The organism is Phytobacter sp. V69 (genome assembly GCF_965644215.1).
Classification (GTDB): Bacteria; Pseudomonadota; Gammaproteobacteria; order Enterobacterales; family Enterobacteriaceae; genus Phytobacter.
On the sequence record NZ_CBFFRL010000068.1, the window covers coordinates 1 to 24,025 of the forward strand.

General features: G+C 55.9%; 25 protein-coding genes. 18 read left to right on the plus strand and 7 right to left on the minus strand.

Annotation, left to right across the window (positions count from 1 at the left end; translation table 11 throughout):
- Window positions 1-279 precede the first annotated feature (279 nt).
- The 6 genes from ACSZPU_RS11755 to argD all read left to right on the plus strand — a co-directional run bounded on the left by ACSZPU_RS11755 (window position 280) and on the right by argD (window position 5,071).
- A complete protein-coding gene (locus ACSZPU_RS11755) occupies window positions 280-1,572 on the plus strand; it encodes a cytosine deaminase (RefSeq protein ID WP_498998823.1) in 1,293 nt (430 codons plus the stop codon).
- A gap of 155 nt (window positions 1,573-1,727) precedes the next feature.
- Window positions 1,728-2,300: a peptidylprolyl isomerase A gene (gene ppiA / locus ACSZPU_RS11760; RefSeq protein ID WP_498998825.1), complete on the plus strand. Its 573-nt coding sequence runs from the start codon at window positions 1,728-1,730 to the stop codon at window positions 2,298-2,300.
- Between the two features lie 106 nt (window positions 2,301-2,406).
- Window positions 2,407-2,577 (plus strand): FicA/YhfG family antitoxin, encoded by a 171-nt coding sequence (gene ficA, locus ACSZPU_RS11765; RefSeq protein WP_498998827.1) that lies wholly within the window; start codon window positions 2,407-2,409, stop codon window positions 2,575-2,577.
- A complete protein-coding gene (locus ACSZPU_RS11770; RefSeq protein WP_498998829.1) occupies window positions 2,567-3,169 on the plus strand; it encodes a putative adenosine monophosphate-protein transferase Fic in 603 nt (200 codons plus the stop codon). The genes ficA and ACSZPU_RS11770 overlap by 11 nt, the downstream gene beginning before the upstream one ends.
- 30 nt (window positions 3,170-3,199) lie before the next feature.
- A complete protein-coding gene (pabA, locus tag ACSZPU_RS11775) occupies window positions 3,200-3,772 on the plus strand; it encodes an aminodeoxychorismate synthase component 2 (protein WP_498998831.1) in 573 nt (190 codons plus the stop codon).
- Window positions 3,773-3,850: 78 nt separating this feature from the next.
- Window positions 3,851-5,071: a bifunctional acetylornithine/succinyldiaminopimelate transaminase gene (gene argD / locus ACSZPU_RS11780; RefSeq protein ID WP_498998834.1), complete on the plus strand. Its 1,221-nt coding sequence runs from the start codon at window positions 3,851-3,853 to the stop codon at window positions 5,069-5,071.
- Here argD and ACSZPU_RS11785 read toward each other — a convergent pair.
- Window positions 5,068-7,146 (minus strand): YccS/YhfK family putative transporter, encoded by a 2,079-nt coding sequence (locus tag ACSZPU_RS11785; RefSeq protein ID WP_498998866.1) that lies wholly within the window; start codon window positions 7,144-7,146, stop codon window positions 5,068-5,070. The two genes, argD and ACSZPU_RS11785, sit on opposite strands and share 4 nt — an antisense overlap.
- 53 nt (window positions 7,147-7,199) lie before the next feature.
- Window positions 7,200-7,832, minus strand: a complete 633-nt coding sequence (gene crp / locus ACSZPU_RS11790; protein ID WP_000242758.1) for a cAMP-activated global transcriptional regulator CRP — start codon at window positions 7,830-7,832, stop codon at window positions 7,200-7,202.
- 310 nt (window positions 7,833-8,142) lie between these two features.
- Here crp and ACSZPU_RS11795 point away from each other — a divergent pair, with 310 nt between their 5' ends.
- Window positions 8,143-8,547, plus strand: coding sequence for an OsmC family protein (locus ACSZPU_RS11795; RefSeq protein WP_086872663.1), 405 nt, complete (start codon window positions 8,143-8,145; stop codon window positions 8,545-8,547).
- 110 nt (window positions 8,548-8,657) lie between these two features.
- Here ACSZPU_RS11795 and ACSZPU_RS11800 read toward each other — a convergent pair whose 3' ends face one another.
- Genes ACSZPU_RS11800 through ACSZPU_RS11810 form a run of 3 tightly spaced genes read right to left on the minus strand, consistent with a single transcriptional unit; the run spans window position 8,658 to window position 10,816 of the window.
- A complete protein-coding gene (locus ACSZPU_RS11800) occupies window positions 8,658-9,527 on the minus strand; it encodes a phosphoribulokinase (RefSeq protein ID WP_498998840.1) in 870 nt (289 codons plus the stop codon).
- Window positions 9,528-9,579: 52 nt separating this feature from the next.
- Window positions 9,580-9,798: a YheU family protein gene (locus tag ACSZPU_RS11805; protein ID WP_498998842.1), complete on the minus strand. Its 219-nt coding sequence runs from the start codon at window positions 9,796-9,798 to the stop codon at window positions 9,580-9,582.
- 1 nt (window position 9,799) lies between these two features.
- Complete coding sequence (locus ACSZPU_RS11810; protein ID WP_498998844.1) at window positions 9,800-10,816, minus strand: hydrolase; 1,017 nt, start codon at window positions 10,814-10,816, stop codon at window positions 9,800-9,802.
- Between the two features lie 346 nt (window positions 10,817-11,162).
- Here ACSZPU_RS11810 and mdcA point away from each other — a divergent pair, with 346 nt between their 5' ends.
- The 8 genes from mdcA to mdcH all read left to right on the plus strand — a co-directional run bounded on the left by mdcA (window position 11,163) and on the right by mdcH (window position 18,222).
- Window positions 11,163-12,818 carry a malonate decarboxylase subunit alpha gene (gene mdcA / locus ACSZPU_RS11815; RefSeq protein WP_498998846.1) on the plus strand — a complete coding sequence of 552 codons (1,656 nt, stop codon included), beginning with the start codon at window positions 11,163-11,165 and terminating at the stop codon, window positions 12,816-12,818.
- Window positions 12,818-13,675, plus strand: coding sequence for a triphosphoribosyl-dephospho-CoA synthase (locus ACSZPU_RS11820; protein WP_498998847.1), 858 nt, complete (start codon window positions 12,818-12,820; stop codon window positions 13,673-13,675). Before mdcA ends, ACSZPU_RS11820 begins: the two co-directional genes overlap by 1 nt.
- A 9-nt stretch (window positions 13,676-13,684) precedes the next feature.
- A complete protein-coding gene (mdcC, locus tag ACSZPU_RS11825; protein ID WP_498998848.1) occupies window positions 13,685-13,984 on the plus strand; it encodes a malonate decarboxylase acyl carrier protein in 300 nt (99 codons plus the stop codon).
- Entirely contained in the window at window positions 13,977-14,810 is an 834-nt protein-coding gene (locus ACSZPU_RS11830; RefSeq protein ID WP_498998850.1) for a biotin-independent malonate decarboxylase subunit beta, read from the plus strand. Before mdcC ends, ACSZPU_RS11830 begins: the two co-directional genes overlap by 8 nt.
- Window positions 14,810-15,610 (plus strand): biotin-independent malonate decarboxylase subunit gamma, encoded by an 801-nt coding sequence (mdcE, locus tag ACSZPU_RS11835; RefSeq protein ID WP_498998867.1) that lies wholly within the window; start codon window positions 14,810-14,812, stop codon window positions 15,608-15,610. The genes ACSZPU_RS11830 and mdcE overlap by 1 nt, the downstream gene beginning before the upstream one ends.
- A 128-nt stretch (window positions 15,611-15,738) precedes the next feature.
- Complete coding sequence (locus ACSZPU_RS11840) at window positions 15,739-16,698, plus strand: AEC family transporter (RefSeq protein ID WP_498998852.1); 960 nt, start codon at window positions 15,739-15,741, stop codon at window positions 16,696-16,698.
- Between the two features lie 3 nt (window positions 16,699-16,701).
- Window positions 16,702-17,316: a malonate decarboxylase holo-ACP synthase gene (locus tag ACSZPU_RS11845; RefSeq protein ID WP_498998853.1), complete on the plus strand. Its 615-nt coding sequence runs from the start codon at window positions 16,702-16,704 to the stop codon at window positions 17,314-17,316.
- Window positions 17,317-18,222, plus strand: a complete 906-nt coding sequence (gene mdcH / locus ACSZPU_RS11850) for a malonate decarboxylase subunit epsilon (protein WP_498998855.1) — start codon at window positions 17,317-17,319, stop codon at window positions 18,220-18,222. It begins immediately after the preceding gene.
- Between the two features lie 142 nt (window positions 18,223-18,364).
- Here mdcH and ACSZPU_RS11855 read toward each other — a convergent pair whose 3' ends face one another.
- Window positions 18,365-19,297 (minus strand): LysR family transcriptional regulator, encoded by a 933-nt coding sequence (locus tag ACSZPU_RS11855; RefSeq protein WP_498998858.1) that lies wholly within the window; start codon window positions 19,295-19,297, stop codon window positions 18,365-18,367.
- A 14-nt stretch (window positions 19,298-19,311) separates the two neighbouring features.
- Window positions 19,312-21,216 carry an ABC transporter ATP-binding protein gene (locus ACSZPU_RS11860; RefSeq protein WP_498998860.1) on the minus strand — a complete coding sequence of 635 codons (1,905 nt, stop codon included), beginning with the start codon at window positions 21,214-21,216 and terminating at the stop codon, window positions 19,312-19,314.
- Window positions 21,217-21,386: 170 nt separating this feature from the next.
- Between ACSZPU_RS11860 and kefG the strand changes: the two genes are divergently transcribed.
- Genes kefG through ACSZPU_RS11875 form a run of 3 tightly spaced genes read left to right on the plus strand, consistent with a single transcriptional unit; the run spans window position 21,387 to window position 23,954 of the window.
- Window positions 21,387-21,941, plus strand: a complete 555-nt coding sequence (gene kefG / locus ACSZPU_RS11865; RefSeq protein WP_498998861.1) for a glutathione-regulated potassium-efflux system ancillary protein KefG — start codon at window positions 21,387-21,389, stop codon at window positions 21,939-21,941.
- The gene (gene kefB, locus ACSZPU_RS11870; RefSeq protein ID WP_498998863.1) at window positions 21,941-23,743 is read left to right on the plus strand and encodes a glutathione-regulated potassium-efflux system protein KefB; all 1,803 of its coding nucleotides are present in this window, start codon (window positions 21,941-21,943) and stop codon (window positions 23,741-23,743) included. The genes kefG and kefB overlap by 1 nt, the downstream gene beginning before the upstream one ends.
- A gap of 10 nt (window positions 23,744-23,753) precedes the next feature.
- Entirely contained in the window at window positions 23,754-23,954 is a 201-nt protein-coding gene (locus tag ACSZPU_RS11875) for a YheV family putative zinc ribbon protein (protein ID WP_041851430.1), read from the plus strand.
- Window positions 23,955-24,025 lie beyond the last annotated feature (71 nt).

Consider the following 24,025-nt stretch of genomic DNA (forward strand, 5'->3'; position numbering starts at 1 on the left):
ATACAGCTCAGCTAAGGTAAGGCTAATACAGCTAAGGACTCCACTGAACCCCACCGATTAAATCGCACCTTCCTTAACGATTCAGCATTGGCGTTTATTGATGCAGGTCAAATACACCTTCACCTACCACTTAATGGGTAGGTAATTGATTTTGAAGGTTTTTTATAAGTCACGGATCTGTCAGGCTTTTCATGTTTGTGGAAATTGTGTACAAAAAAAGCCGTGAATTTATGGCAATTGCCTGAAACAACGTTTCAGTGATAACCAGGGGGTAGAAGCATGACGGCAACACCACTTTGGCTGGTTCAGAACGTTCGTTTGCCAGGGCGAGAAGGGCTTTGGCAAATCGCTATTGAGAAGGGCCATTTCGGTGAAATCACCCCGATGAGCGCCCCGCATCATGAAAGTTACGATGTCTTAAACGCCAGGGGCGGACTGGCGCTGCCGCCCTTTATCGAACCGCATATCCATCTTGATACCACCCAGACCGCAGGCGAGCCGAACTGGAACCAGTCGGGCACACTGTTTGAGGGCATTGAGCGCTGGGCGGAACGCAAAGCATTGCTCAGCCACGAAGACGTAAAAAAGCGCGCGTGGCAGACGCTGAAATGGCAGATGGCCAACGGTATCCAGCATGTGCGTACCCATGTAGATGTCTCCGATCCAACGCTAACGGCGCTGAAAGCGATGCTGGAGGTGAAACAGGAGGTCGCGCCCTGGATAGACCTGCAAATTGTTGCTTTCCCACAGGAAGGGATCTTGTCCTATCCCAACGGGGCGGCGCTGCTGGAAGATGCCTTACTGCTTGGTGCGGATGTGGTTGGGGCGATCCCCCATTTTGAATTTACCCGCGAGTATGGGGTGGAATCGCTGCACATCGCCTTTGAGCTGGCGAAGAAATATGACCGACCGCTGGATATCCACTGTGACGAGATCGACGATGAGCAGTCGCGGTTTGTCGAAACGGTAGCGGCGCTGGCGCTGAAAATGGAGATGGGCGCGCGCGTGACCGCCAGCCACACCACGGCGATGCACTCGTACAATGGCGCTTATACTTCGCGCCTGTTCCGCTTGCTGAAACTCTCCGGTATCAACTTTGTTGCCAACCCGCTGGTGAATATCCATCTGCAGGGGCGTTTTGATGATTATCCGAAGCGGCGTGGGATTACGCGCGTTAAGGAGATGCTGGCCGCCGGGATTAACGTCTGCTTTGGCCATGACGATGTGTTCGATCCCTGGTATCCGCTCGGTACGGGCAACATGTTGCAGGTGCTGCATATGGGTCTGCATGTTTGCCAGTTGATGGGGTATCAGCAAATCGACGATGGCCTGCGGCTGATTACCGATAACAGCGCCAGAACCTTTGGTCTTAAGGACTACGGCATTGTGACGGGCAATCCGGCGAATATGATCATTTTGCCGGTGGAGAGCTGTTTTGATGCGGTACGTTGCCAGTCGCCGGTGCGCTGGTCGATTCGCCAGGGACGGGTGATAGCTACCACGCAACCTGCGCAAAGTTGGATCCAAACGGACAACGGTGGCGAAGAAGTGGCTTTTCATCGCAAGAGTTAGTGAAGGCGATAGCAGAATGGCCACGCAATGCGTGGTCAGCCTGCGTTACATATGTTTCAATTGAGTAAAATTAAGTAAAAGGCTGGCCTGGTGGCGGAGTGCTCTTTAGAATCAAGCCACTCGCTTTCGTACCTGCATTTCGTTAAGGAAACCTCATGGTTAAATCGACTCTGGCGGCAATTGTGGCTGTTTGTGCCCTTTCTGCAATCTCCTCTTCCGCACTGGCGGCAAAAGGCGATCCTCATGTTCTGCTCACCACGTCAGCTGGCAACATCGAACTGGAGCTGAACAGTCAGAAAGCCCCCGTGTCGGTGAAAAACTTTGTGGATTATGTGAACAACGGTTTTTATAACAACACCACCTTTCACCGTGTGATCCCGGGTTTTATGGTTCAGGGCGGTGGTTTCACTGAACAAATGCAGCAAAAGCAGCCTAACCCGCCGATTAAAAACGAAGCGGATAACGGTTTGCGTAACACCCGCGGCACCATCTCCATGGCCCGTACGGCGGATAAAGACAGCGCCACCAGCCAGTTCTTCCTCAACGTTGCCGATAACGCCTTCCTCGACCACGGTCAGCGTGACTTTGGCTACGCGGTCTTTGGTAAAATTGTGAAAGGGATGGACGTGGTCGATAAGATTTCTCAGGTTCCAACCCACGACGTCGGCCCGTATCAGAATGTGCCGTCAAAACCGGTTGTTATCCTCTCTGCTAAAGTCCTGCCGTAATCTCTTTTCGCACGGGCCGTCCGGGCCTGTGCGCGTTTCCCTCCCTGCGTGACGCGAAATTGCTGCTTATACTTGTGGCACATGACCGAGACACCAGGGAGGCGTTATGACCAAAAAACTCACTGACCGACAAACATCCCGTCTCTGGGAGCAAGACCGCAATGTCAATTTTCAGGCCAGCCGACGTCTTGAAGGTGTTGAGAGCCCGCTGGTGACGCTTACCTCCGACGAGGCAAATGTGCGACTGGAAGAACTCAGGAGGCACTATGAGCGATAAATTTGGCGACGGTCGCGATCCTTACCTCTATCCAGGCATCAACGTGATGCGTAACGTGCTGGGTATTCACCAGGCGCAGCGTCTGGAGCAGGCCGCGTATGAGTTGACCGCGCTGCGTGCTGCGACGCTTGAACTGGGGCCTCAAGCGCGTGGTCTGCCGCATCTGTGCGCCATTCACCGCCATATCTACCAGGATATCTTCTACTGGGCCGGGCAGTTTCGTGAGGTGGACATCTACCAGGGCGATACCCGTTTCTGCCATTTCGAATACATCGAAAAAGAGGGCAATGTTTTAATGCGCGCGCTTGAAGATGAAGCGTGGCTGCAGGGGCTCGGGAAGAAAGAGTTTATTGAGAGACTGGCGCATTACTACTGCGAAATCAATGTATTACATCCTTTCCGTATCGGTAACGGTATCGCCCAGCGCATTTTCTTCGAGCAGTTGGCTTTGCATGCCGGATATCGGCTGGACTGGCGGGGCGTTGATCCGGAAAGCTGGAGTAAAGCGAACCAGGCAGGGGCGATGGGAGAGCTGAAACCGCTGTGCGAGATCTTCGGCAAAGTGGTAAGCGAAGCTGTCGAAACTGAGTAGAATAGGGCGGCTAAAAATGATGAGGCCGCCATGATCCTGCTTATTGATAATTACGACTCTTTTACCTGGAACCTGTATCAGTATTTCTGCGAGTTGGGCGCGCAGGTTGAGGTCAGGCGTAATGACGAGATCACGCTGGCGGATATCGCCGCCATGGCCCCCGAGAAAATCGTGATTTCCCCAGGCCCCTGCACGCCGGATGAGTCGGGCATCTCGCTCGATGTCATTCGCCACTATGCCGGTACGCTGCCGATTCTCGGCGTCTGCCTCGGTCACCAGGCCATCGCCCAGGTCTTCGGTGCGCGCATTGTTCGGGCGCAGCAGGTTATGCACGGGAAAACCTCTCCGGTGACCCATACGGGGCAGGGGGTTTTTCGCGGCCTAAATAACCCGTTAACCGTCACACGCTACCATTCTTTGCTGATCGACCCGCCTTCGCTCCCGGACTGCTTTGAGGTGACCGCATGGAGCGAAGCGCAAGAGATCATGGGGATTCGCCATCGTCAGTGGGATCTGGAAGGGGTGCAGTTTCATCCGGAAAGTATTCTTAGCGAGCAAGGCCATGCGCTGCTGAATAACTTTCTGCATCGCGCCGATTTTTAGTTGCCATTGAGTGATTTTTATGCATATTTCGTGATTATATTTTCACTTCTACTTCTTGTTTAAAAAGGGTGGGGTTACATGGCAACTGAGCAAGGTGCAATCACGCGGGCAACGTTCGACGACGTCATTTTACCAATTTTCGCACCGGCCGAATTTATTCCGGTGAAGGGAAAAGGTAGCCGCGTGTGGGATCAGCAGGGTAAAGAGTACGTTGATTTTGCGGGTGGTATCGCGGTTACCGCTCTGGGACACTGCCATCCGGCGCTGGTGGAGGCGTTAAAAACCCAGGGCGAGACCCTGTGGCATATCAGCAACGTATTTACTAACGAACCCGCACTGCGCCTGGCGCGTAAGATGATCGACGCGACCTTCGCCGAGCGTGTGGTGTTTATGAACTCCGGCACCGAAGCCAACGAAACGGCATTCAAACTGGCGCGTTATTATGCATCTACACGCCATAGCCCGCATAAAAGCAAAATCATCGCGTTCCACAATGCGTTTCACGGCCGTTCACTGTTCACCGTGACCGTTGGCGGGCAGCCGAAATATTCAGACGGCTTTGGCCCGAAACCGGCGGATATCGTTCACGTACCTTATAACGACCTGCATGCCGTGAAAGCGGTGATGGACGATCATACCTGTGCGGTGGTGGTTGAGCCGATTCAGGGAGAAGGCGGCGTAACGGCGGCAACCCCAGAGTTTCTGCAGGGTCTGCGCGACCTGTGCGACGAACACAACGCGCTGTTGGTGTTTGATGAAGTGCAGTGTGGGATGGGACGCTGCGGCGATCTGTTCGCTTACATGCACTATGGCGTAACCCCGGACATCCTGACCAGCGCCAAAGCGCTTGGCGGCGGTTTCCCGATTAGCGCCATGCTCACCACCCAGGAGATCGCCAGTGCGTTCCATCCGGGTTCTCACGGCTCGACCTACGGCGGTAACCCGCTGGCCTGTGCCGTTGCCGGTGCCGCATTCGACATCATCAACACGCCAGAAGTGTTGAATGGCGTGAACGAGAAACGCGAGCTGTTCGTCAAACATCTGGAGAAGATCAACGCGCAGTACAATATTTTCAGCGAAATTCGCGGCATGGGGCTGTTGATTGGTGCCGAACTGAATCCGCAATTCAAAGGTCGCGCACGTGACTTCCTGCTGGCTGCTGCCGATGCCGGTGTGATGGTACTGAATGCCGGACCTGACGTGATGCGTTTTGCACCCGCGCTTATCGTTGAAGAGAGCGATATCGATGAAGGTATGCAGCGCTTCGCGAAAGCCGTAGCGAAAGTGATTAACACTTAAGACCGTAAGCGGCGATTTAACCAGATGCCGTGATGCGGACGCTGACGCCATGCCACCGACGAAATGGTGTGCATGGTGCTCAGATGCCCCAGAATACGTTGCAGGTGCTGTTCCAGCGTGCTCATTGGACCGTGCGTCATACTCTCCGGTGCTTCCAGAATATTCACATCCCCCGAACTTCCCGGTCCATCGTATTCCAGCCGCTGCTGACAGCGCTGCAGGGCAATTTCACACGACTGTAAATAACGCTGCGCCAGATCCGGCGTGAGCATGGTGTGTTCCCGCGCCAGGGTCGTCATCGCATTAATGTGTTCGACAATAAACTGACTGTGCGTGACCCACAGCTTCATATCGGCCAGATAGCGCGTGTCAAAGCCGGGTTCCTGCATCGCCTGATTCAGTGAGTTGAAGAGGGCGTTGTGCGCCTGGTTTACCCGCATGCGCTGCCAGGCCAGCGGCGTAGCCTGGGGATCATCGCTCAGAATCAGGCGGATGGCATCCTGATAGGTTTCCAGCGCGTCATGGGCGTTTTTGCGCAGCAGGCCGCTTTGCCACTGGGGCCACAGCCAGACAACACCGCCAAAAGCGATCAGGCAGCCGATCAGCGTGTCGATAAGACGGGCAACGATAAACTGCTCGCCGTTCAGCGTGAGCAACTGGAGTGTATACACCGCGGTGAGAGTAAAGCCGACCATCGCCCAGCCGTAGCTTTTGCGGATAATCAGGTAGCTCACCAGCGTCACCATCAGCATTGCCGCCAGCGTGAAACCTTCCGGTACGTGGTAGTGCAGCGTTGCGCCGGCAATGATCAATCCGGCCATGGTGCCTGCCGCCCGATGCAGAATGCGTACCCGCGTGGCACCGTAGCCGTTTTGCGTGACAAACATCACCGTCATCATGATCCAGTAAGGCTTGGGCAGATGGAGCGCGCTGCCCATCAGGCTGGCAATGCTGAGCATGACGCTTATCCGCGCCGCATTGCGAAAGGCAGCGGATTTCAACGACAGATAACTTTTGAAGGCAGGGAGCAGCGGCAGGCGGCGCTGCTTCTCAGCCATCAGGTCGCGAACATAGAGTGGACGCTGGGTGCGCAAAACGCGGGCTATCTGGCTGAAATGCCAGGCGCAGAACTGTCCAACCGGGTTATCCGGGTGCTGACGGGCGATTTTCTCCAGCGCGCCTATCTGCTTATCCATATTGAAACGCCGGGGATAGCGATGATAGAGAATGTCATCGGCGAGCACCCGTAACCGCGCGGCGACGGTTTGCGCATTCCAGCGGATAACCTCTTCAGCGTGGCTGCGTTCAACCAGCTCCTGAACCTCTTGCGGTTGATGGAGGCTGACGGAGATATGCTCTTGCAAATCCAGCGCGACCTGGAACATACGCAGCAACCGCTTGTAATCGTTGTTCTTATTGGCCGCCAGCATATGCAACTGCTGGTAGCTCTGGCTTATCATATCCACCGCTTTTTGCTGGCGTGCCAGCAGCGGCGGGAGGGCTTTTTCCGGATCGGCGTGTTGCGTCAGCAGGCTGTATTTTGCTTCACAGTAGTCCGCCAACTGGCGATAGAGCAGGCTTAACGATTCGCGCAGCGGCTGTTCCCGCCAGAGCCAGAACCAGAAGGCGTTAAACGCGCCGTACCACAGGGTGCCGAGCCCATAAATCAGCAACGGTTCCCAGACGGGCATATTCCCGGCGAGGCTTAAGGTAAAGATGGCCGCAATGAGCGAGGCGGGCAGCAGGCGTCCGTGCAAGGCGCTGATTTCCGCCGTGACGCCAAGCAATAGCGTGAGTCCGGTCAGGATCAGCGGCAAGGGGATATTTTGTGTCAGTAACAACTGTACCGTAAGGCTGCTGCCAGCAAAAAGTGAACCGCCAACGATCAGGCGTTTAAAGAAACGTTTGTGCGGTGTATCCAGACCGGCAATATTGCAGCAGGCAGGAACAAGAGAGAACAGCAGACCGAGATCGAGACGCCCGATAAGCAGGCCAACGGTCACAGGGAGGCATAACACCAGCGTTTGTCGCAGTGCATAGTTGATTTCGGGGTGATAAATCAGCCTGCGCCACATGGGGAATAGAGACAAAAACGGCGCATCGCTAAGTACGATGCGCCGCTTGAGAATTAACGTGTACCGTACACGACGATAGTTTTGCCGTGTGCAGAGATCAGGTTTTGATCTTCCAACATTTTCAGGATACGTCCCACAGTTTCACGGGAACAGCCGACGATCTGACCAATTTCCTGACGAGTAATTTTAATTTGCATACCGTCCGGGTGGGTCATTGCATCCGGTTGTTTCGCCAGATTCAGCAGCGTCTGTGCAATGCGGCCCGTCACATCAAGGAATGCGAGGTTGCCGACTTTTTCTGATGTAACCTGCAGACGACGCGCCATCTGAGAAGACAAGCGCATCAGAATATCCGGGTTCACCTGAATGAGCTGACGGAATTTTTTGTAGGAGATTTCGGCCACTTCACAAGCTGTCTTGGCGCGTACCCATGCACTACGCTCCTGACCCTCTTCGAACAGACCCAGTTCACCGATAAAATCTCCCTGGTTAAGGTAAGAGAGGATCATCTCTTTACCTTCTTCATCCTTGATTAGCACAGCCACTGAGCCTTTGACGATGTAATACAACGTTTCCGCTTTTTCACCCTGGTGAATCAGCGTGCTCTTCGACGGGTACTTATGAATGTGGCAATGAGACAAGAACCATTCGAGAGTCGGGTCTGTTTGCGGTTTGCCAAGCACCATGCGCGGTTATCCTCTGTTATAAGCTGGCTCCAGACGCTGGATTCACACAACGCGTCCGGGGTTGCAATCTATCTTCCCGATAGCTGGGAAGTGGACCGTCAGACATGCCTGCGGCCTGTAATATGTGATGTCCTCTGCATACATGCTAAACGTCAATGTATATCACTGTAGCATCCAGATTGTTTTAGCATAGCTTTTGCTGCCTGTCTCCTGGTGTCTCGCTTCAGCTTGACGCAGGTCGCCTTCCGTTGCGACTTTTCTTATGTGCGCGTAATCTGTAAAGAAAATTGCAACTCCGGAGTTAATTAAAATGCAAGCTCGTGTGAAATGGGTAGAAGGTTTAACGTTCCTTGGCGAGTCTGCGTCCGGGCACCAGATCCTGATGGACGGTAACTCAGGCGACAAGGCACCAAGCCCGATGGAAATGGTGCTGATGGCGGCAGGCGGATGCAGCGCTATTGATGTTGTCTCTATCCTGCAAAAAGGGCGTCACGACGTGACAGACTGCGAAGTGAAGCTAACGTCAGAGCGTCGTGAAGAGGCTCCGCGCCTGTTCACGCATATTAATTTGCACTTCATCGTGACCGGCAAAGCGCTGAAAGATGCCGCGGTTTCGCGTGCGGTGGATCTCTCCGCCGAGAAGTACTGCTCTGTGGCATTGATGCTGGAGAAAGCGGTAAATATCACACACTCGTATGAAGTGATCGAAGCCTGATGTGTTGCCGGAGGCGATCTCCGGCACTTTCAGCATCCGACATTTCCCCTGTGGCGCTGCGCTAACCGGGGCTACATCGGGCGGAAGCAGATTTTCTGTTTGCCAGAAAACTACTCGATCTTCTTACCTTCCATCAGCCGTTGTACCAGCGGCGTCATGATGAGTTCCATCGCCAGCCCCATTTTCCCGCCCGGCACCACCAGAGTATTCATGTGCGAAATGAATGAGCCCTGCAACATCGCCAGCAGCCAGGGATAATCAATGCCTTCCAGATTACGGAAATGAATCACCACAAAGCTTTCATCCAGCGAGGGAATGACTTTGGCGGCGAACGGGTTGGAGGTGTCCACGGTCGGCACGCGCTGGAAATTGATATGGGTGCGGGAAAACTGTGGGGTGATGAAGTTGATGTAGTCTTCCATCGAGCGAACCACCGAATCCATCACCGCCTCGCGGGAATGGCCGCGCTCGCTGGTATCGCGCACCAGCTTTTGCATCCACTCGAGGTTGACGATGGGTACTACGCCCACCAGCAGATCCACGTGGCGAGCCACATCATGCTGCGGCGTCACCACGCCGCCGTGCAGCCCCTCATAGAACAGTACATCGGTTGGTTCCGGCAGCGGTTGCCAGGGGGTGAACGTGCCGGGTACCTGATTCCAGGGCACGGCTTCATCGTAGGTGTGCAGGTATTTTCGCGCCTGGCCTTTGCCGGTTTGTCCGTACTCAGTAAAGGTTTGCTCCAGCAGGCCGAAGTCGTTCGCTTCCGGGCCAAAGTAGCTGATATGTCGACCTAAATCGCGGGCTTTACGGATTGCCATGTCCATCTCAGGGCGGGTGTAGCGATGAAAGCTGTCACCCTCGACCTCGGCGGCATGCAAATCCAGTTGAGCGAAGATTTTGCGAAACGCGAGGCTGGTGGTGGTGGTTCCCGCACCGCTGGAACCTGTTACGGCAATAACCGGATGTTTAGCGGACATAGCAACTCCCTGAGTAAGCCATTATTGTAGGTGAAGCCTGCCGCCCTGCACGTTACTCGCGAAACTGCGAGCGTGGCATAATGTTGACGGTTTCATGCAGTTCTGACCACACCAGTAGGGCCTCGCCGTTTTTCAGCTGCCGTCTTACATCGGCGACCTTTTGTTCGAGCGAGCGCTCATGTTCACCATAATCGGTGCCTTCGCGCAAGACAAAGCTTTCAATCAGGTTATCCAGCGTCTCAGGTGCCAGATCCTGCCAGGGAATAATCATTTCAGCTTTCCAGATAAGTGTGCAGCCAGTCGGGGATCCGTTTTTCCAGCCACATTTCCGGGCGCAGCAACGTGCCGCCTACAAAACCCACGTGACCACCGTGTTCGGTCAGTTGATATTCTACCGATGGCGGCAATGTCTGCGTATCGGGGATCACGTTTTGATCCATAAAAGGATCGTCTTTCGCATGGATGATCAGGGTCGGTTTGCTGATTTTATTCAGCAATGGCATGGCGCTGCACTGGCGATAATAGTTAATCGCATCGGCAAAACCGTGGATACGCGCGGTAATCGCATCATCGAAATCACGCAGGCGACGCAGGCGTTTCAACTGGCGCAAATCAATAGGTAACGACCCCGGATAGGCTTTTAACTTGCGCGACGCGTTGGCTTTCAGCAGGTTGAGCAAATAGTGCTGGTACACCCGTGAGAAGCCGGTTTCGATATGCTCGCTGCACGCTTCCAGCACGAAGGGGGCAGAGACAATCACCGCCGCATCCAGGGGGACGCTATCTTCTTCTTTCGCCAGCAGGCAGGCGAGCATATTGCCGCCCAGTGAATAACCAACCGCGGCAGTACGCGCCTCGCCGAACTCACGTTTCAGCCAGTGTAAGAACCAGGTGCCGTCTTCGGTTTCGCCAGAATGGTAAATGCGATGAAGACGGTTAGGCTCACCGCTACAACCACGGAAATGCATCACTACGCCCAGCCAGCCGCGTGCTTTTGCAGCTTCGATCAGGCCGTGAGCGTAGGGACTGTGCAGGCTGCCTTCCAGCCCGTGAAAAACCACCAGGCGGGGTTTATGTTTCGCCTGCGCAGGGTCTTCGCTCCAGGCGAGATCGACAAAATCGCCATCCGGCAGTTCCAGGCGCTGCCAGGTTGGGGTAAAGCCCAGTTTCCGGCGGATAAGACGCGGCAGCATGGTCTGAAAATGCGGATTGCTCCCGCCGCGCATGGGGCGGAAGAGCGTGCTGTCGTCGCCGGGAATGTCGAGTTCTGCTGGGGTTATTTGAGTCATGACGATGCAATATTTTCCAATTCGTTAACGCCTACTATACCGTCAGTTCCGTGATGTGTTTATGAATTCCCGGCATTATCCTTTTTTGCCTTTGTCGATTTCTGCTTATTTGCTGCACTTTTTGGTGGAGGAGAGGGAGTAAAAACAGAATCTTCTTACGCGGATCTCGCTCCTGTACGAGGTTTATTTTGCTCCTGTTCTGATCTGCATCACAAATTATGACATTGATTATTACTCTCAGGCTAACAATCGTCTTTTATCCTTAATTGATGCCTTTCTCACCAGAGTGCACACTTTATTCAGTGTTAAGCAAATCAAAATGATTCGCTGAATCAGGAGGTTAATAATGTTATCTGGACAAACACCAGAACGAGTCTGGAACACGCGGCGCACGGAAAAACAGCGTCGCCTGGCATCCGTACCCGTACAGGGTAAGGTGCTGCCGACCGACGATCTGGTCGCCATGCTGGAAAAATTGATCGCCCCGGGCGACAAAGTGGTACTGGAAGGGAATAACCAAAAACAGGCTGATTTTCTCTCCCGCGCGCTGGCGTCGGTCAATCCGCAAAAAGTCCACGACCTGCATATGATCATGCCAAGCGTCGGGCGCAGCGAGCATCTGGATATCTTCGAAAAAGGTATCGCCCGCAAACTGGACTTCTCCTTCTCCGGCACCCAGAGCCTGCGCATCTCGCAGCTGCTGGAAGATGGCCAACTGGAAATCGGCGCCATTCACACCTACATCGAGCTTTACTCCCGTCTGTACGTTGACCTCTCGCCAAACGTGGCGCTGATCGCCGGTTATAAAGCGGACCGTAAAGGCAACCTATACACCGGGCCAAGTACCGAAGATACCCCGGCGCTGGTCGAAGCCGCCGCCTTCCGCGACGGTATTGTTATCGCCCAGGTGAATGAGCTGGTGGATGACGAGTGCGATTTACCGCGCGTTGACGTCCCCGGTTCGTGGATTGATTACGTCGTCGTGGCCGACAAGCCGTTCTTCATTGAACCGCTGTTTACCCGCGACCCGCGCCTGATCAAACAGGAACATATCCTGATGGCGATGATGGCCATCAAAGGTATCTACGCCGAACATCAGGTGCAGTCGTTAAACCACGGTATCGGCTTTAACACCGCGGCGATTGAGCTTCTGCTGCCAACCTACGGCGAACAGCTCGGCCTGAAAGGCAAAATCTGTAAACACTGGACGCTGAACCCGCATCCGACGCTGATCCCGGCGATTGAAAGCGGCTGGGTTGAGAGCGTGCACTGCTTTGGCGGCGAGCTGGGGATGGAAGAGTATATCCGCGCCCGTCCGGACGTGTTCTTTACCGGCTCTGATGGCTCGATGCGTTCTAACCGCGTGTTCTGCCAGTTGGCAGGTCAGTACGCGGTAGATATGTTTATCGGATCAACTCTGCAAATTGATGGCCTGGCAAACTCCTCAACGGTAACCCGTGGGCGTCTGGCAGGTTTCGGCGGTGCGCCGAACATGGGGCATGACCCACACGGTCGTCGCCATGCCACTCCGGCCTGGCTGAATATGATCACCGAACCCGACCCGATGCAGCGCGGTAAAAAACTCGTCGTGCAGATGGTCGAAACCTTCCAGGCTGGCGCAAAACCGACCTTCGTGGAAACGCTCGATGCGGTGGAAGTCGCCAAAACGTCTGGTATGCCGCTGGCACCGGTCATGATTTATGGCGATGACGTCACCCATGTGCTGACCGAAGAAGGTATCGCCTACCTCTACCGTGCCGAAAGCATTGAAGAACGCCGTGCGATGGTTGCCGCCGTGGCGGGTATCACCGATATCGGCCTGGGCGTAGACGCCAAACGCGTTGCCGACCTGCGTCGCAGCGGCAAAGTGGTGTATCCAGAAGACATGGGCATTCGCCGCACCGATGCAACCCGCTCGTTACTGGCGGCAAGCAGCGTGGCAGACCTGGTGGAATGGTCCGGTGGTCTCTACAACCCACCTGCGAAATTCCGGAGCTGGTAATGAAACTTCTGCCACAGATTCAGGTTGAAGGCGGTGCCGAATGGCTGGCGCGAACCGCCACGCAGTGTCTGATTGACGAAGCACGATTAAGCCCGAAACCCGGTCTGGTGGACAGTCGGGGGAACGGCGCGCACCACGATTTATCACTTGCGCTGATGGAGCGCTCCGCACACAGCCTGACCCCCACGTTTCAGGCGCTGGCGCAACAAAGCTGGCAACGCCCGGCGGATATTGCGCTGCGACAAACCATAGGGCGGCTCGGTCGTGAAGGCGAGCAGGCCATGATGACGACAACGGGCGGCGTGAATACACACCGCGGCGCGATTTGGGCACTGGGGCTGCTGGTCAGCGCCGTGGCGATGCTCGGAGGTGAAGGCAGCGCGGCGGCGGTAACCGCAACCGCGGCAAGTCTGGCGATGTTGCCGGATGACACCGCGCCACGCGTGTTCAGTAAAGGGCTTCGCGCGACGCACCGCTATCGCGTTCCGGGTGCCAGAGAAGAGGCACAGCAAGGGTTCCCGCACATTATGCAGTGCGCATTACCGCAACTGCGTTTGAGCCGGCTAAACGGTAGCCGTGAATGCCACGCCCGTCTGGACGCGCTGATGGCCATCATGACCTCACTGACCGATACCTGCGTGCTGTCACGCGCTGGCCTTGAAGGGCTGGATGCGATGCAGGATGGCGCACGTGCCGTATTGAGCGCAGGCGGAACAGCGCAATTAGCCGGACAGCAGGCCCTGGCCGTTTTAGACCGCCAGATGCTTGCCCTGAACGCCTCGCCCGGCGGCGCGGCCGACTTGCTCGCGGCGACGTTGTTTATCGACCGCATCGAAACGCCTTATTTAGCGAATTAAGAGGATGTTATGGAAAAAATCACATTAACCGTGCCCGCCAGCCGTACGTTAAACGGCAGAGCGCTGGCAGGGGTTGTCGGTTCCGGGGATATGGAGGTGTTATTCACCGCCGACCTGAGCCAGACCCTCACTATTGATATCACGACTTCCGTCGACAACAGCCGTGGTCGCTGGGAAGCTTTGTTCAACCGTCTGCAAACCGTCAGCAACCTGCCTGCAGGCACTCTGACCATCCACGATTTCGGTGCAACGCCCGGCGTCGCGCGCATTCGTATCGAGCAGGTTTTTGAAGAGGTGAGCTATGCGTGATGATCGCAGTTTTATCGAATTAAAAGCGCGTCAGCGTGCGCATGCGCTGCTGGATGAGGGCAGCTACCGTGAACTGCTCGACCCGTTTGAAGGGATTGTTTCCCCGTGGCTCGGCGCGCAGGGCATTGTTCCGCAGGCCGATGACGGCATGGTAGTGGCGAAAGGCACCATCAACGGCCAACCGGCGGTGGTGATTGCCATTGAAGGCGCCTTCCAGGGTGGCAGTATGGGCGAAGTGTCCGGTGCCAAAATGGCGGCGGCGCTGGAGCTGGCGGCGGAAGATAACCGTAACGGTATCCCGACTCAGGCCGTTCTGTGCCTCGAAACCGGCGGCGTGCGTCTGCAGGAAGCGAACCTCGGTCTGGCGGCGATTGCTGATATCCATGCGGCGATTGTTGACCTGCGTCGCTACACCCCGGTCGTCGGGATTGTGGCCGGGACCGTTGGCTGCTTCGGCGGGATGTCCATCGCCGCGGCGCTGTGTAGCTATCTGATTGTCACGCGCGAAGCGCGTCTGGGTCTGAACGGTCCGCAGGTTATTGAACAGGAAGCCGGGATTGAAGAGTACGACTCCCGCGACCGTCCGTTTATCTGGAGCATGACCGGTGGCGAAGTCCGCTATCAAAGTGGGCTGGTGGATGCGCTGGTTGGCGATGGCGTCAACGCGGTAAAAGCGGCAATGAACGAGGCGCTGGCGAAAGGCGTTCCGGCAAAACACCGTACCGACAACTACGCCTGGTATCTCGACCGCCTGACGAATTTCGACACCCGCAAACAGGCCGATTCAGAACAAATTAACGCGCTCTTCGCCCGGGAGGTGAAATGATGAGTAACTCAATAAGCCGTGGCGAATTATGGCTGGAAACTCTGGTACCAAACGCCAAACGTATTGAAGGGCTGTGCCCATCCGTACAGGCAGCCGATGGCGAACTGAACGGTGAAGCGGTGCGATTTGTTGCCGTTGTGCCGGATGCGAATAACCATTTCCCGCGCGCCGCCAAAGGCGAAGTGGGTCTGCTGGAAGGCTGGACGCTGGCGAAAGTGGTTAACGAAACGGTCGCTGCCGATGTTGACAAAACCGTGAAACGCCCGATTGTGGCGGTGATTGATGTGCCAAGCCAGGCCTATGGTCGTCGTGAAGAAGGCTTCGGCATTCATCAGGCGCTGGCCGGTGCCGCTGCGGCCTATGCCAACGCGCGTCTGGCGGGCCATCCGGTGATTGGTCTTATCGTCGGTAAAGCGATGTCCGGTGCATTTCTGGCGCATGGTTATCAGGCCAATCGTCTGATTGCCTTTAACGACAAAGGCGTATTGATCCACGCGATGGGCAAAGAATCCGCCGCGCGTATCACCCTGCGTACCGTTGAGGCGCTGGAAAAACTGGCGGCAACCATTCCGCCGATGGCGTATGACATCAGTAACTACGCCACTCTGGGACTCCTGGAAAACCTGCTGGATATCAGCAACCCGGATGCCCCGTCTGCACATGATCTGACGCTGGTCATTACCACGTTAAACCAGGCCATCAAAGACGCTAGTCAGGATGCCACCCTTAAAAATCGTCTGGGTGCTGACAATCGCCGTAGCTCTGCGCTTGTGCGTGAACGCATGAAAGCGAGCTGGTAAGTAAAAAGAGACCTGCCAGATGCATAACCCCGTGGGCACAGCGACTGTGTCCGCGCGGGAGACTGCATCCTGAAAATAATAACCATCGCGCCAGTGCTAAACGTTTCTTTATTTATTACAGGTGATTTATGACTTATGTAATTGTTCATGCCCTCGCACCAATCTTCATCATCATGCTGCTGGGCTTCTGGGCGGGCAAGGCCAAAATGGTGGATAACAAGAATGTGTCCCTGCTCAATATTTTCGTCATGGATTTTGCACTTCCCGCTGCGCTGTTCAGCGCCACGGTACAAACCCCATGGACCGGTATCGTTGCTCAGTCACCGCTGATTCTGGTGCTAACCCTGGCAATGTGGATTACCTATGCGGTTATTTACTTCCTGGCAACCAGCGTCTTTAAAAAATCTCCGCAGGATGCCGCCGTGCTGACGCTGACCGTTGCGCTGCCGAACTATGCGGCGCTGGGTCTGCCGATTCTCGGTAGCGTGCTGGGTGAAGGCTCCTCCACGTCGCTGTCCGTCGCAGTGTCTATCGCCTGTGGTTCTGTGCTGATGACCCCGTTTTGCCTGCTGATTCTGGAACGTGAAAAAGCCCGTGCGGAAGGCGGCAATACCGGTTCCACGCTGGCCATGCTGCCGGTGCTGATGTGGCGTTCGCTGAAAAAACCGATCGTGATGGGGCCGCTGTTAGGGGTAATCCTCTCGGCTATTGGCATCAAAATGCCGGAACTGCTGCTGGCGGCGATCAAACCGCTGGGCCTGTCCGCAACCGCGGCGGCGCTGTTCCTGACCGGGGTGATCCTCTCTGCGCGTAAACTGCAGATCAACACGATGGTTATCACCTCAACGATTGCCAAACTGCTGATTCAGCCGTTTATTGCCTGGGGCATTGTGCTGATTTTCGGTCTGCACGGTTCGGTGGCGATTACCGCTATCCTGATGATTGCCCTGTCTGCCGGTTTCTTCGGCGTGGTGTTCGGTAACCGTTTAGGCGTGCAGTCGCCGGATGCAGAAGCAGTGCTGCTGTTGAGCTCGGTACTGTGTATCCTGTCGTTGCCGCTGTTTATCTCGCTGACCTCAGGAATCTAAACCATGAAAACATTACGACCGCACGATCTTATCTGGCTGGCTGACCGTAGCGCCCTGGAAGGCGTTACCGAGGACTGGGTAGATGAGATATGGCATCCTGGTTTGCCGGTGGTGGTGCGGCGTGATGTGAATCCAAACGGACGCGTACCCGTCGGGGTGCGTGGCCTAAAACGCGAACAACGCGCTGCCGCCTGGGTCGCACCCGAGCACGTTATCCGCGTTGTTTCTCCGGAAGATCTCGTGGATACGCAGACGCTGGTCCGCTCGCCGTTTATCACCCAGCCTCCCGTACAGGTCGCCTTCCAGGTGGCTCAGCAGCGCTGGCCATGGGTCTGGGGGATTACCGGCAGCGGCGGTTATACCCTGGCATCGGGGATTCCGGTGTTGCATGCGGCAAGCGATCTCGACCTGATGATCCGCGCGCCGCAACCGCTGGCACGCGAGACGTTGATTCGCTGGCAGCAGCAGATTTCAGGGGCCTTATGCCGGGTTGATACGCAGGTTAATGTCCCGCAGGGCGGTTTTGCGCTGGCGGAATGGCTGCGTGACGGCAAGGTCCTGCTGAAAACGAATCGTGGACCGCTGTTGGTCAGCGATCCCTGGTTTGAGGGACATTAAATGAAGATTCTGTTTACCTTTCCCGGGCAAGGGACACAGCACCCGGGGATGTTGCGCGCGCTTCCGGGAACGGAGCTGGCGCAGGCGCGTGAAGTACTGGGGGCCGATGTCGATACGCTGGATTGCGCAGAAGCCTTACAGCATACGCGTGCGGTGCAGCTTTGTTTGCTGATAGCCGGTGTCGCCTGGGCGCACGAACTGATGCGCCGTGATATTGCTCCCGATATCGTCAGCGGGCTTTCTATTGGTGCGTACCCGGCGGCGGTTATCGCCGGAGCGCTGGATTATACCGACGCACTGAATCTGGTGGCCTTACGCGGTGATTTGATGGAACAGGCCTGGCCCCATGGTTATGGCTTAACGGCCATTATGGGGCTGACGCTGTCGCAGGTGGAAACCCTGGTGGAAGGTAGCGGGGCGTATATCGCCAATCTGAATGCCGAGACCCAGATAGTGATTGCCGGTAGCGATGCGGCGATGGCGAGTGTGGGCGAGAAAGCGCTGGCGAAAGGGGCGAATAAAGTTCGACGCCTTGATGTCAGTGTACCCTCGCACTGTGCGCTTCTGAATGAACCAGCGCAAAAACTGGTGGAGGCGTTTCGCAAGGTCACGCTTGCCCGACCTACCTGCGCTTATCTCAGCGGCAGCACCGGGCGCGTGCTGTCGCAGCCCGATAAGATTGCCGACGATCTGGCGATGAATATGGCCCGCACCGTGCGCTGGCAGGAAGCGGTGATTGCGGCGAATGAACGTGAGGCCCGGCTGGCGATTGAGATGCCGCCCGGCGGTATATTGACCTGTTTAACTCGTCAGGCTGCGTGGGAAGGGGAGTCTGTCTCGCTGGAACGCAGCGGAATGGATGTGGCTGTACATCTGGCTAAACGGCTCAGAGCGCAGGCCGGGTAACAATACGTATTCGGCTCTGCGACTGTAGCCCGGCTAAGCCGCGCGCCAGCCGGGAATATGCCGCGTTGGTGCTTTCCCGGGTGGCGGCGTAAACGCCTGACCCGGGCTACGTCCGTTGGCGCTTCGCTTATCGGGCCGGCAATCAGGTGTTATCCTGCAGACTCCTGGCGTACATACGGCCTTCTGCCGCCAGCGCCAGTAAGTTCGGGTCGCGCTCGCGGTTGCGGGCAAAGACAATGGCGATTTGCTGCTGCATCTGGTAGGGCTGCGCCAGTTTGAGAAGCTGCACCGAATTCTCATACACCTTCTTCATCCTCCCCGGCATCAACGTGAAGCCCACGCCCGCCTGCACCAGGCTCAGCATGGAAAAAATGTCATTCACCCGCGTCACGATCTCCGGCTCAAACCCGGCGATGTGGAAGGCTTCCTGAAACCCGGCGTAGGTGGCGAACCCTTCGGCCAGCGAGACGAATTTCTGCTGGCGATAGTCGCGTAAATCGGCGGGTGCGGAGGTATTCAGTTTCGCGGCGGCCGGTGCGGCCAGGAAGATTTCGTCGTGGAACAGCGGCAGCATTTCGAAGTTGGCTGAGTCCAGCTCTGACTCAGAAATGGAGATCAGTATCGCGTCCAGCGAACCTTCCTCAAGCTTGTGCAACAGGGTCTCGTTTGACCCCATCGTTAAATCCATTTCCAGCTCCGGGCGGCGCAGTTTCATGCCCATAATCAACTGCGGGACGGTTTCCAGCGTCAGCGAATAGAGCGTGCCGACACGCAAACGGCCCTGACCAATGCCCGCCATTTTGCGCGCTTCTGCCAGACCCCGCTCCATGATTTGCGTGGCTTCCTGGCAGTATTCCAGCAGCGTCCAGGCCGCGGGAAGGGGCAATAAATTTCGCCCCTTGTGGACAAACAGCGGGCAGCGGACGTTCTCCTCCAGCGTATGCAGCGCACGGTGCACGCTCACGCCGCTGAGGTTTAGCGCTTCGGCGGCGCGGGCAATGTTACCTTTCTCCATGAAGGCCATAAAAATGGCCAGTTTGCGAAAGGTGATATCGCTGGTGATGTCGGGAGTCATATCCGCCTGCCTGTTTAGTCAGTTTGCAGCATCGCCTCAAGCTGTTCGTGCGCGTCAAGCCATGCCATTTCGCACTCTTCAAGACCGGCTTTCGCCTTCGCCTGCTGTTGCAGACACTCGGTAAGCTCGGCTTTACGGCTTTGATCATACAGGCCGCTGTCTCCGAGCTTCTCTTCCGCCTGGGCTAACTGTGCGTTGAGTTTTTCCATCTCTTTTTCGATACGGGTGATCTCTTTACGCAGTGGCTGCGTTTGGGTGCGCAGCTCGGCTTCGCGGCGTTTCTGGTCTTTGCGTGCCTGCGCGCTGTTGGCGTTGTCTTTCGGTGCGTCAGTCGGCTGGCTTTCCTGTTTCTGAATATCGCTCAGCCACTGTTGATAATCTTCCAGATCGCCATCGAACGGTTCAACTTTCCCGTCGTGCACCAGGTACAAATCGTCGGTGGTGGAACGCAGCAGGTGACGGTCGTGTGAGACGACGACCAGCGCGCCTTCAAATTCGATTAGCGCTTCGGTCAGTGCCTGACGCATGTCGAGATCAAGGTGGTTGGTCGGTTCATCGAGCAGCAGCAGGTTAGGGCGCTGCCAGACGATAAGTGCCAGTACCAGACGTGCTTTCTCGCCACCGGAGAAGCGGCGCGTCTCTTCTGTCACTTTGTCGCCCTGGAAGCCGAAACCGCCGAGATAATCACGCAGCTTCTGTTCCAGCTCTTGCGGGGCCATTCGCGCCAGATGTTGTAACGGCGACTCGTCGGCACGCAAAAACTCCAACTGATGCTGGGCGAAATAGCCAAGTTTGATGCCTTTGGCCAGGCCGATGTCGCCACTAAACGGCGTCAGTTCACCCGCCAGCAGTTTGATCAGCGTCGATTTACCCGCACCGTTACGGCCCAGTAACCCGATACGCGACCCTGGCACCAGGTTGAGCTTAATGGAGTCGAGGATGACCTTGTCGGCATAGCCTGCGCTGATTTTTTCCATTTTCAGCAGCGGGTTCGGCAAGCTTTCCGGTGCACGGAAGCTAAAGTGGAACGGGTTATCCACGTGGGCCGGGGCGATAAGCTCCATGCGCTCAAGCATTTTGATACGGCTTTGCGCCTGTTTCGCTTTGCTGGCTTTGGCCTTGAAACGATCGATAAAGCTTTGCAGATGCGCCACGCGCTCCTGTTGGCTTTCGTACATCGCCTGCTGTTGCGACAGGCGGGTTGCGCGCTGGCGTTCGAAAGAACTGTAGTTGCCGGTGTATTCGAACATTGTCTGCTGTTCGATATGAATAATCTTATCGACAACCGGATCGAGGAAATCGCGATCGTGGGAGATCAGGATCAATGTTCCCTGATAGCTTTTAAGCCATTTTTCCAGCCAGATAACCGCATCAAGATCGAGGTGGTTAGTCGGTTCATCGAGCAGCAGCAGATCGGAACGGCAGATCAGCGCCTGGGCGAGGTTAAGGCGCATACGCCAGCCGCCGGAGAAGTCGCTGACCGGGCGCTCGAGTTGTTCATTCGAGAAACCTAAGCCATGCAACAAGCTCGAGGCGCGGGAACGGATGGTCCAGGCGTCGATAGCATCGAGCTTGCCGTGGACGGTGGCGATAGCGTGACCGTCATTGCGTTCGTTGGCCGCGTTTAGCTCCGATTCGAGACGACGGTATTCGCGATCGCCGTCGATTACATAGTCGAGTGCCGGCATCGGTAGGGCCGGGGTTTCCTGATTCACCCACGCCAGTTGCCAGTTATTGGGAAAGGTAAAGCTGCCGCCGTCTGCGCTGAGCTCGTTTTTCAAAAGCGCCAGCAGCGTGGATTTGCCGCAGCCGTTTTTGCCGACCAGGCCAACTTTTTGACCCGGGTTGATGGTAGCTGTGGCGTTATCCAACAGGACGCGCACGCCGCGACGAATTTGTAACGAGGAGAAAACAATCATAAGGCGCCGTATGTTCAGACTATGTTAATTTGTCATTATGATAATGTAAGAAGTGGGCGGTTTCGCCTCACCAGGCCCGCAATGGTAGCCCAAAACAAAGAATTTAGACAAAATCATTCTGGCCGCTGAATGCGGTAATAAAAATGACAGGTTTTATGCCCGGGAGGGGGATGATGTCCCAGACAGCGAAAGTACTGCTGCTGTATGCCCATCCGGAATCACAGGACTCGGTGGCAAATCGGGTTTTGCTCAAGCCGGCAACGCAACTGCACAATGTCACCGTGCATGACCTTTATGCACACTATCCAGACTTTTTTATCGATATTCCCCGGGAACAGGCGCTGCTGCGCGAGCATGACGTCATTGTTTTTCAACATCCGCTCTATACCTACAGCTGCCCGGCGCTGCTGAAAGAGTGGTTCGATCGCGTGCTCACGCGTGAGTTTGCCAGCGGTCCGGCGGGGAATCAGCTCGCGGGAAAATACTGGCGTAGCGTGATCACCACCGGTGAGCCGGAGGCGGCCTATCGCCATGACGGTCTTAACCGCTACCCCATGAGCGACATTTTGCGCCCTTTTGAGTTAACGGCGGCGATGTGTCGCATGCACTGGATGAATCCCATTATTGTGTACTGGGCGCGCAGACAGCCGCCGCAGGCGCTGGCGAGCCATGCCAAAGCCTACGGTGACTGGCTGGCATCGTCGATCATGACGGGAGGCCATTAATGGAAGGTTCAGATTTATTGTTGGCAGGCGTCCTGTTTCTCTTCGCCGCCGTGGTGGCAGTACCGCTCGCCGCCAGGTTAGGGATTGGCGCTGTGCTGGGCTACTTGCTGGCGGGGATTGCCATTGGCCCGTGGGGACTGGGATTCATCAGCGATGTGGATGAGATCCTGCACTTTTCGGAGATGGGGGTCGTCTTCCTGATGTTTATCATCGGGCTGGAGCTGAACCCGTCAAAGCTATGGGAATTGCGTCGCTCCATTTTCGGCGTGGGTGCCGCGCAGGTGTTGATTAGCGCCGCAGTTCTGGCCGGACTGCTGATGTTGACGCAATTCTCCTGGCAGGCGGCGGTGATTGGCGGTATTGGCCTGGCGATGTCATCCACCGCCATGGCTCTGCAACTGATGCGTGAAAAAGGGATGAATCGTAGCGAATCCGGGCAACTGGGTTTCTCTGTTCTGCTGTTTCAGGATCTGGCGATAATTCCGGCGCTGGCGCTGGTGCCTCTGTTGGCGGGAAACGGTGATGACCATCCTGACTGGGTAAAAATAGGCATCAAGGTGCTGATATTTGCAGGTGTGCTGGTGGGCGGACGTTACCTGCTACGCCCGGTGTTTCGCTTTATTGCCGCATCCGGCGTACGCGAAGTCTTTACGGCGGCCACGTTGTTGCTGGTGCTGGGATCGGCACTGTTTATGGATGCGCTGGGGCTGTCGATGGCGCTTGGCACTTTTCTTGCGGGCGTGCTGCTGGCGGAAAGTGAATATCGCCATGAGCTGGAAATTGCCATCGACCCGTTTAAAGGGCTGTTGTTAGGCCTGTTCTTTATTTCTGTCGGCATGGCGCTTAACCTCGGCGTGCTCTATACCCATCTGCTGTGGGTGCTGGTGAGCGTTGTCGTGCTGGTGGCAGTGAAGACAGGGGTACTCTATTCACTGGCGCGTATTTATGGTTTGCGCAGCTCTGAGCGAATGCAGTTTGCCGGGGTGCTGAGTCAGGGCGGAGAGTTCGCTTTTGTGCTCTTTTCCGCGGCATCGTCGCAGCGCCTGTTCCACACGGATCAAATGGCGCTGCTGCTGGTGGCCGTCACGTTGTCCATGATGACAACGCCGGTGTTGATGAAACTCATCGATAAGCTCTTGTCCCGGCGCTTTAATCTGCCGGATGAAGAAGAAATGCCCTGGGTGGATGACGACAAACCGCAGGTGATTGTGGTGGGATTCGGTCGTTTCGGCCAGGTGATCGGTCGTTTGTTGATGGCCAATAAAATGCGCATTACGGTACTGGAGCGGGATATCAGCGCCGTGAACCTGATGCGTAAATATGGCTATAAGGTGTATTACGGCGATGCCACGCAGCTTGAGCTGTTGCGTTCTGCGGGGGCCGAAGAGGCCCAGTCCATCGTGATCACCTGTAACGATCCGGTCGATACCATGAAGCTGGTGGAGCTGTGCCAGCAGCATTTCCCGCAGCTTAAGATTATGGCGCGTGCGCGGGGGCGTGTGGAAGCGCATGAACTCTTGCAGATGGGCGTGACGCAATTTTCCCGTGAGACCTTTTCCAGTGCGCTGGAGCTGGGGCGCAAAACGCTTATCTCGGTGGGCATGCATCCGCATCAGGCCCAGCGCGCGCAGTTGCACTTTAAGCGGCTCGATATGCGCATGTTGCGTGAGCTGATGCCGGTGCATACCGATACGATGCAGATTTCCCGTGTGCGGGAAGCAAGACGAGAGCTGGAAGAGATTTTCCAGCGTGAAATGCAGCAAGAGCGTCGCCAACTGGATGGCTGGGACGAGTTTGAATAAGGGGGAACCCATGGCAGTGCGTAAACGTTTTATTGCCGGGGCCGTATGCCCGTCCTGCCAGGCGCAGGATTCAATGGCAATGTGGCGCGAGAATAATGTCGATATTGTTGAATGTGTTAAGTGCGGTCACCAGATGCGTGAGGCGGATAAAGAAGCCCGCGAGCATGTTCGCAAAGATGAACAAGTTATCGGGATCTTTCATCCGGACTAGATAGTGTCGTCACGAGGATAAAAATCATTGATAATAGGGCCTTCTAATCAGAAGGCCCTATTATCATGACT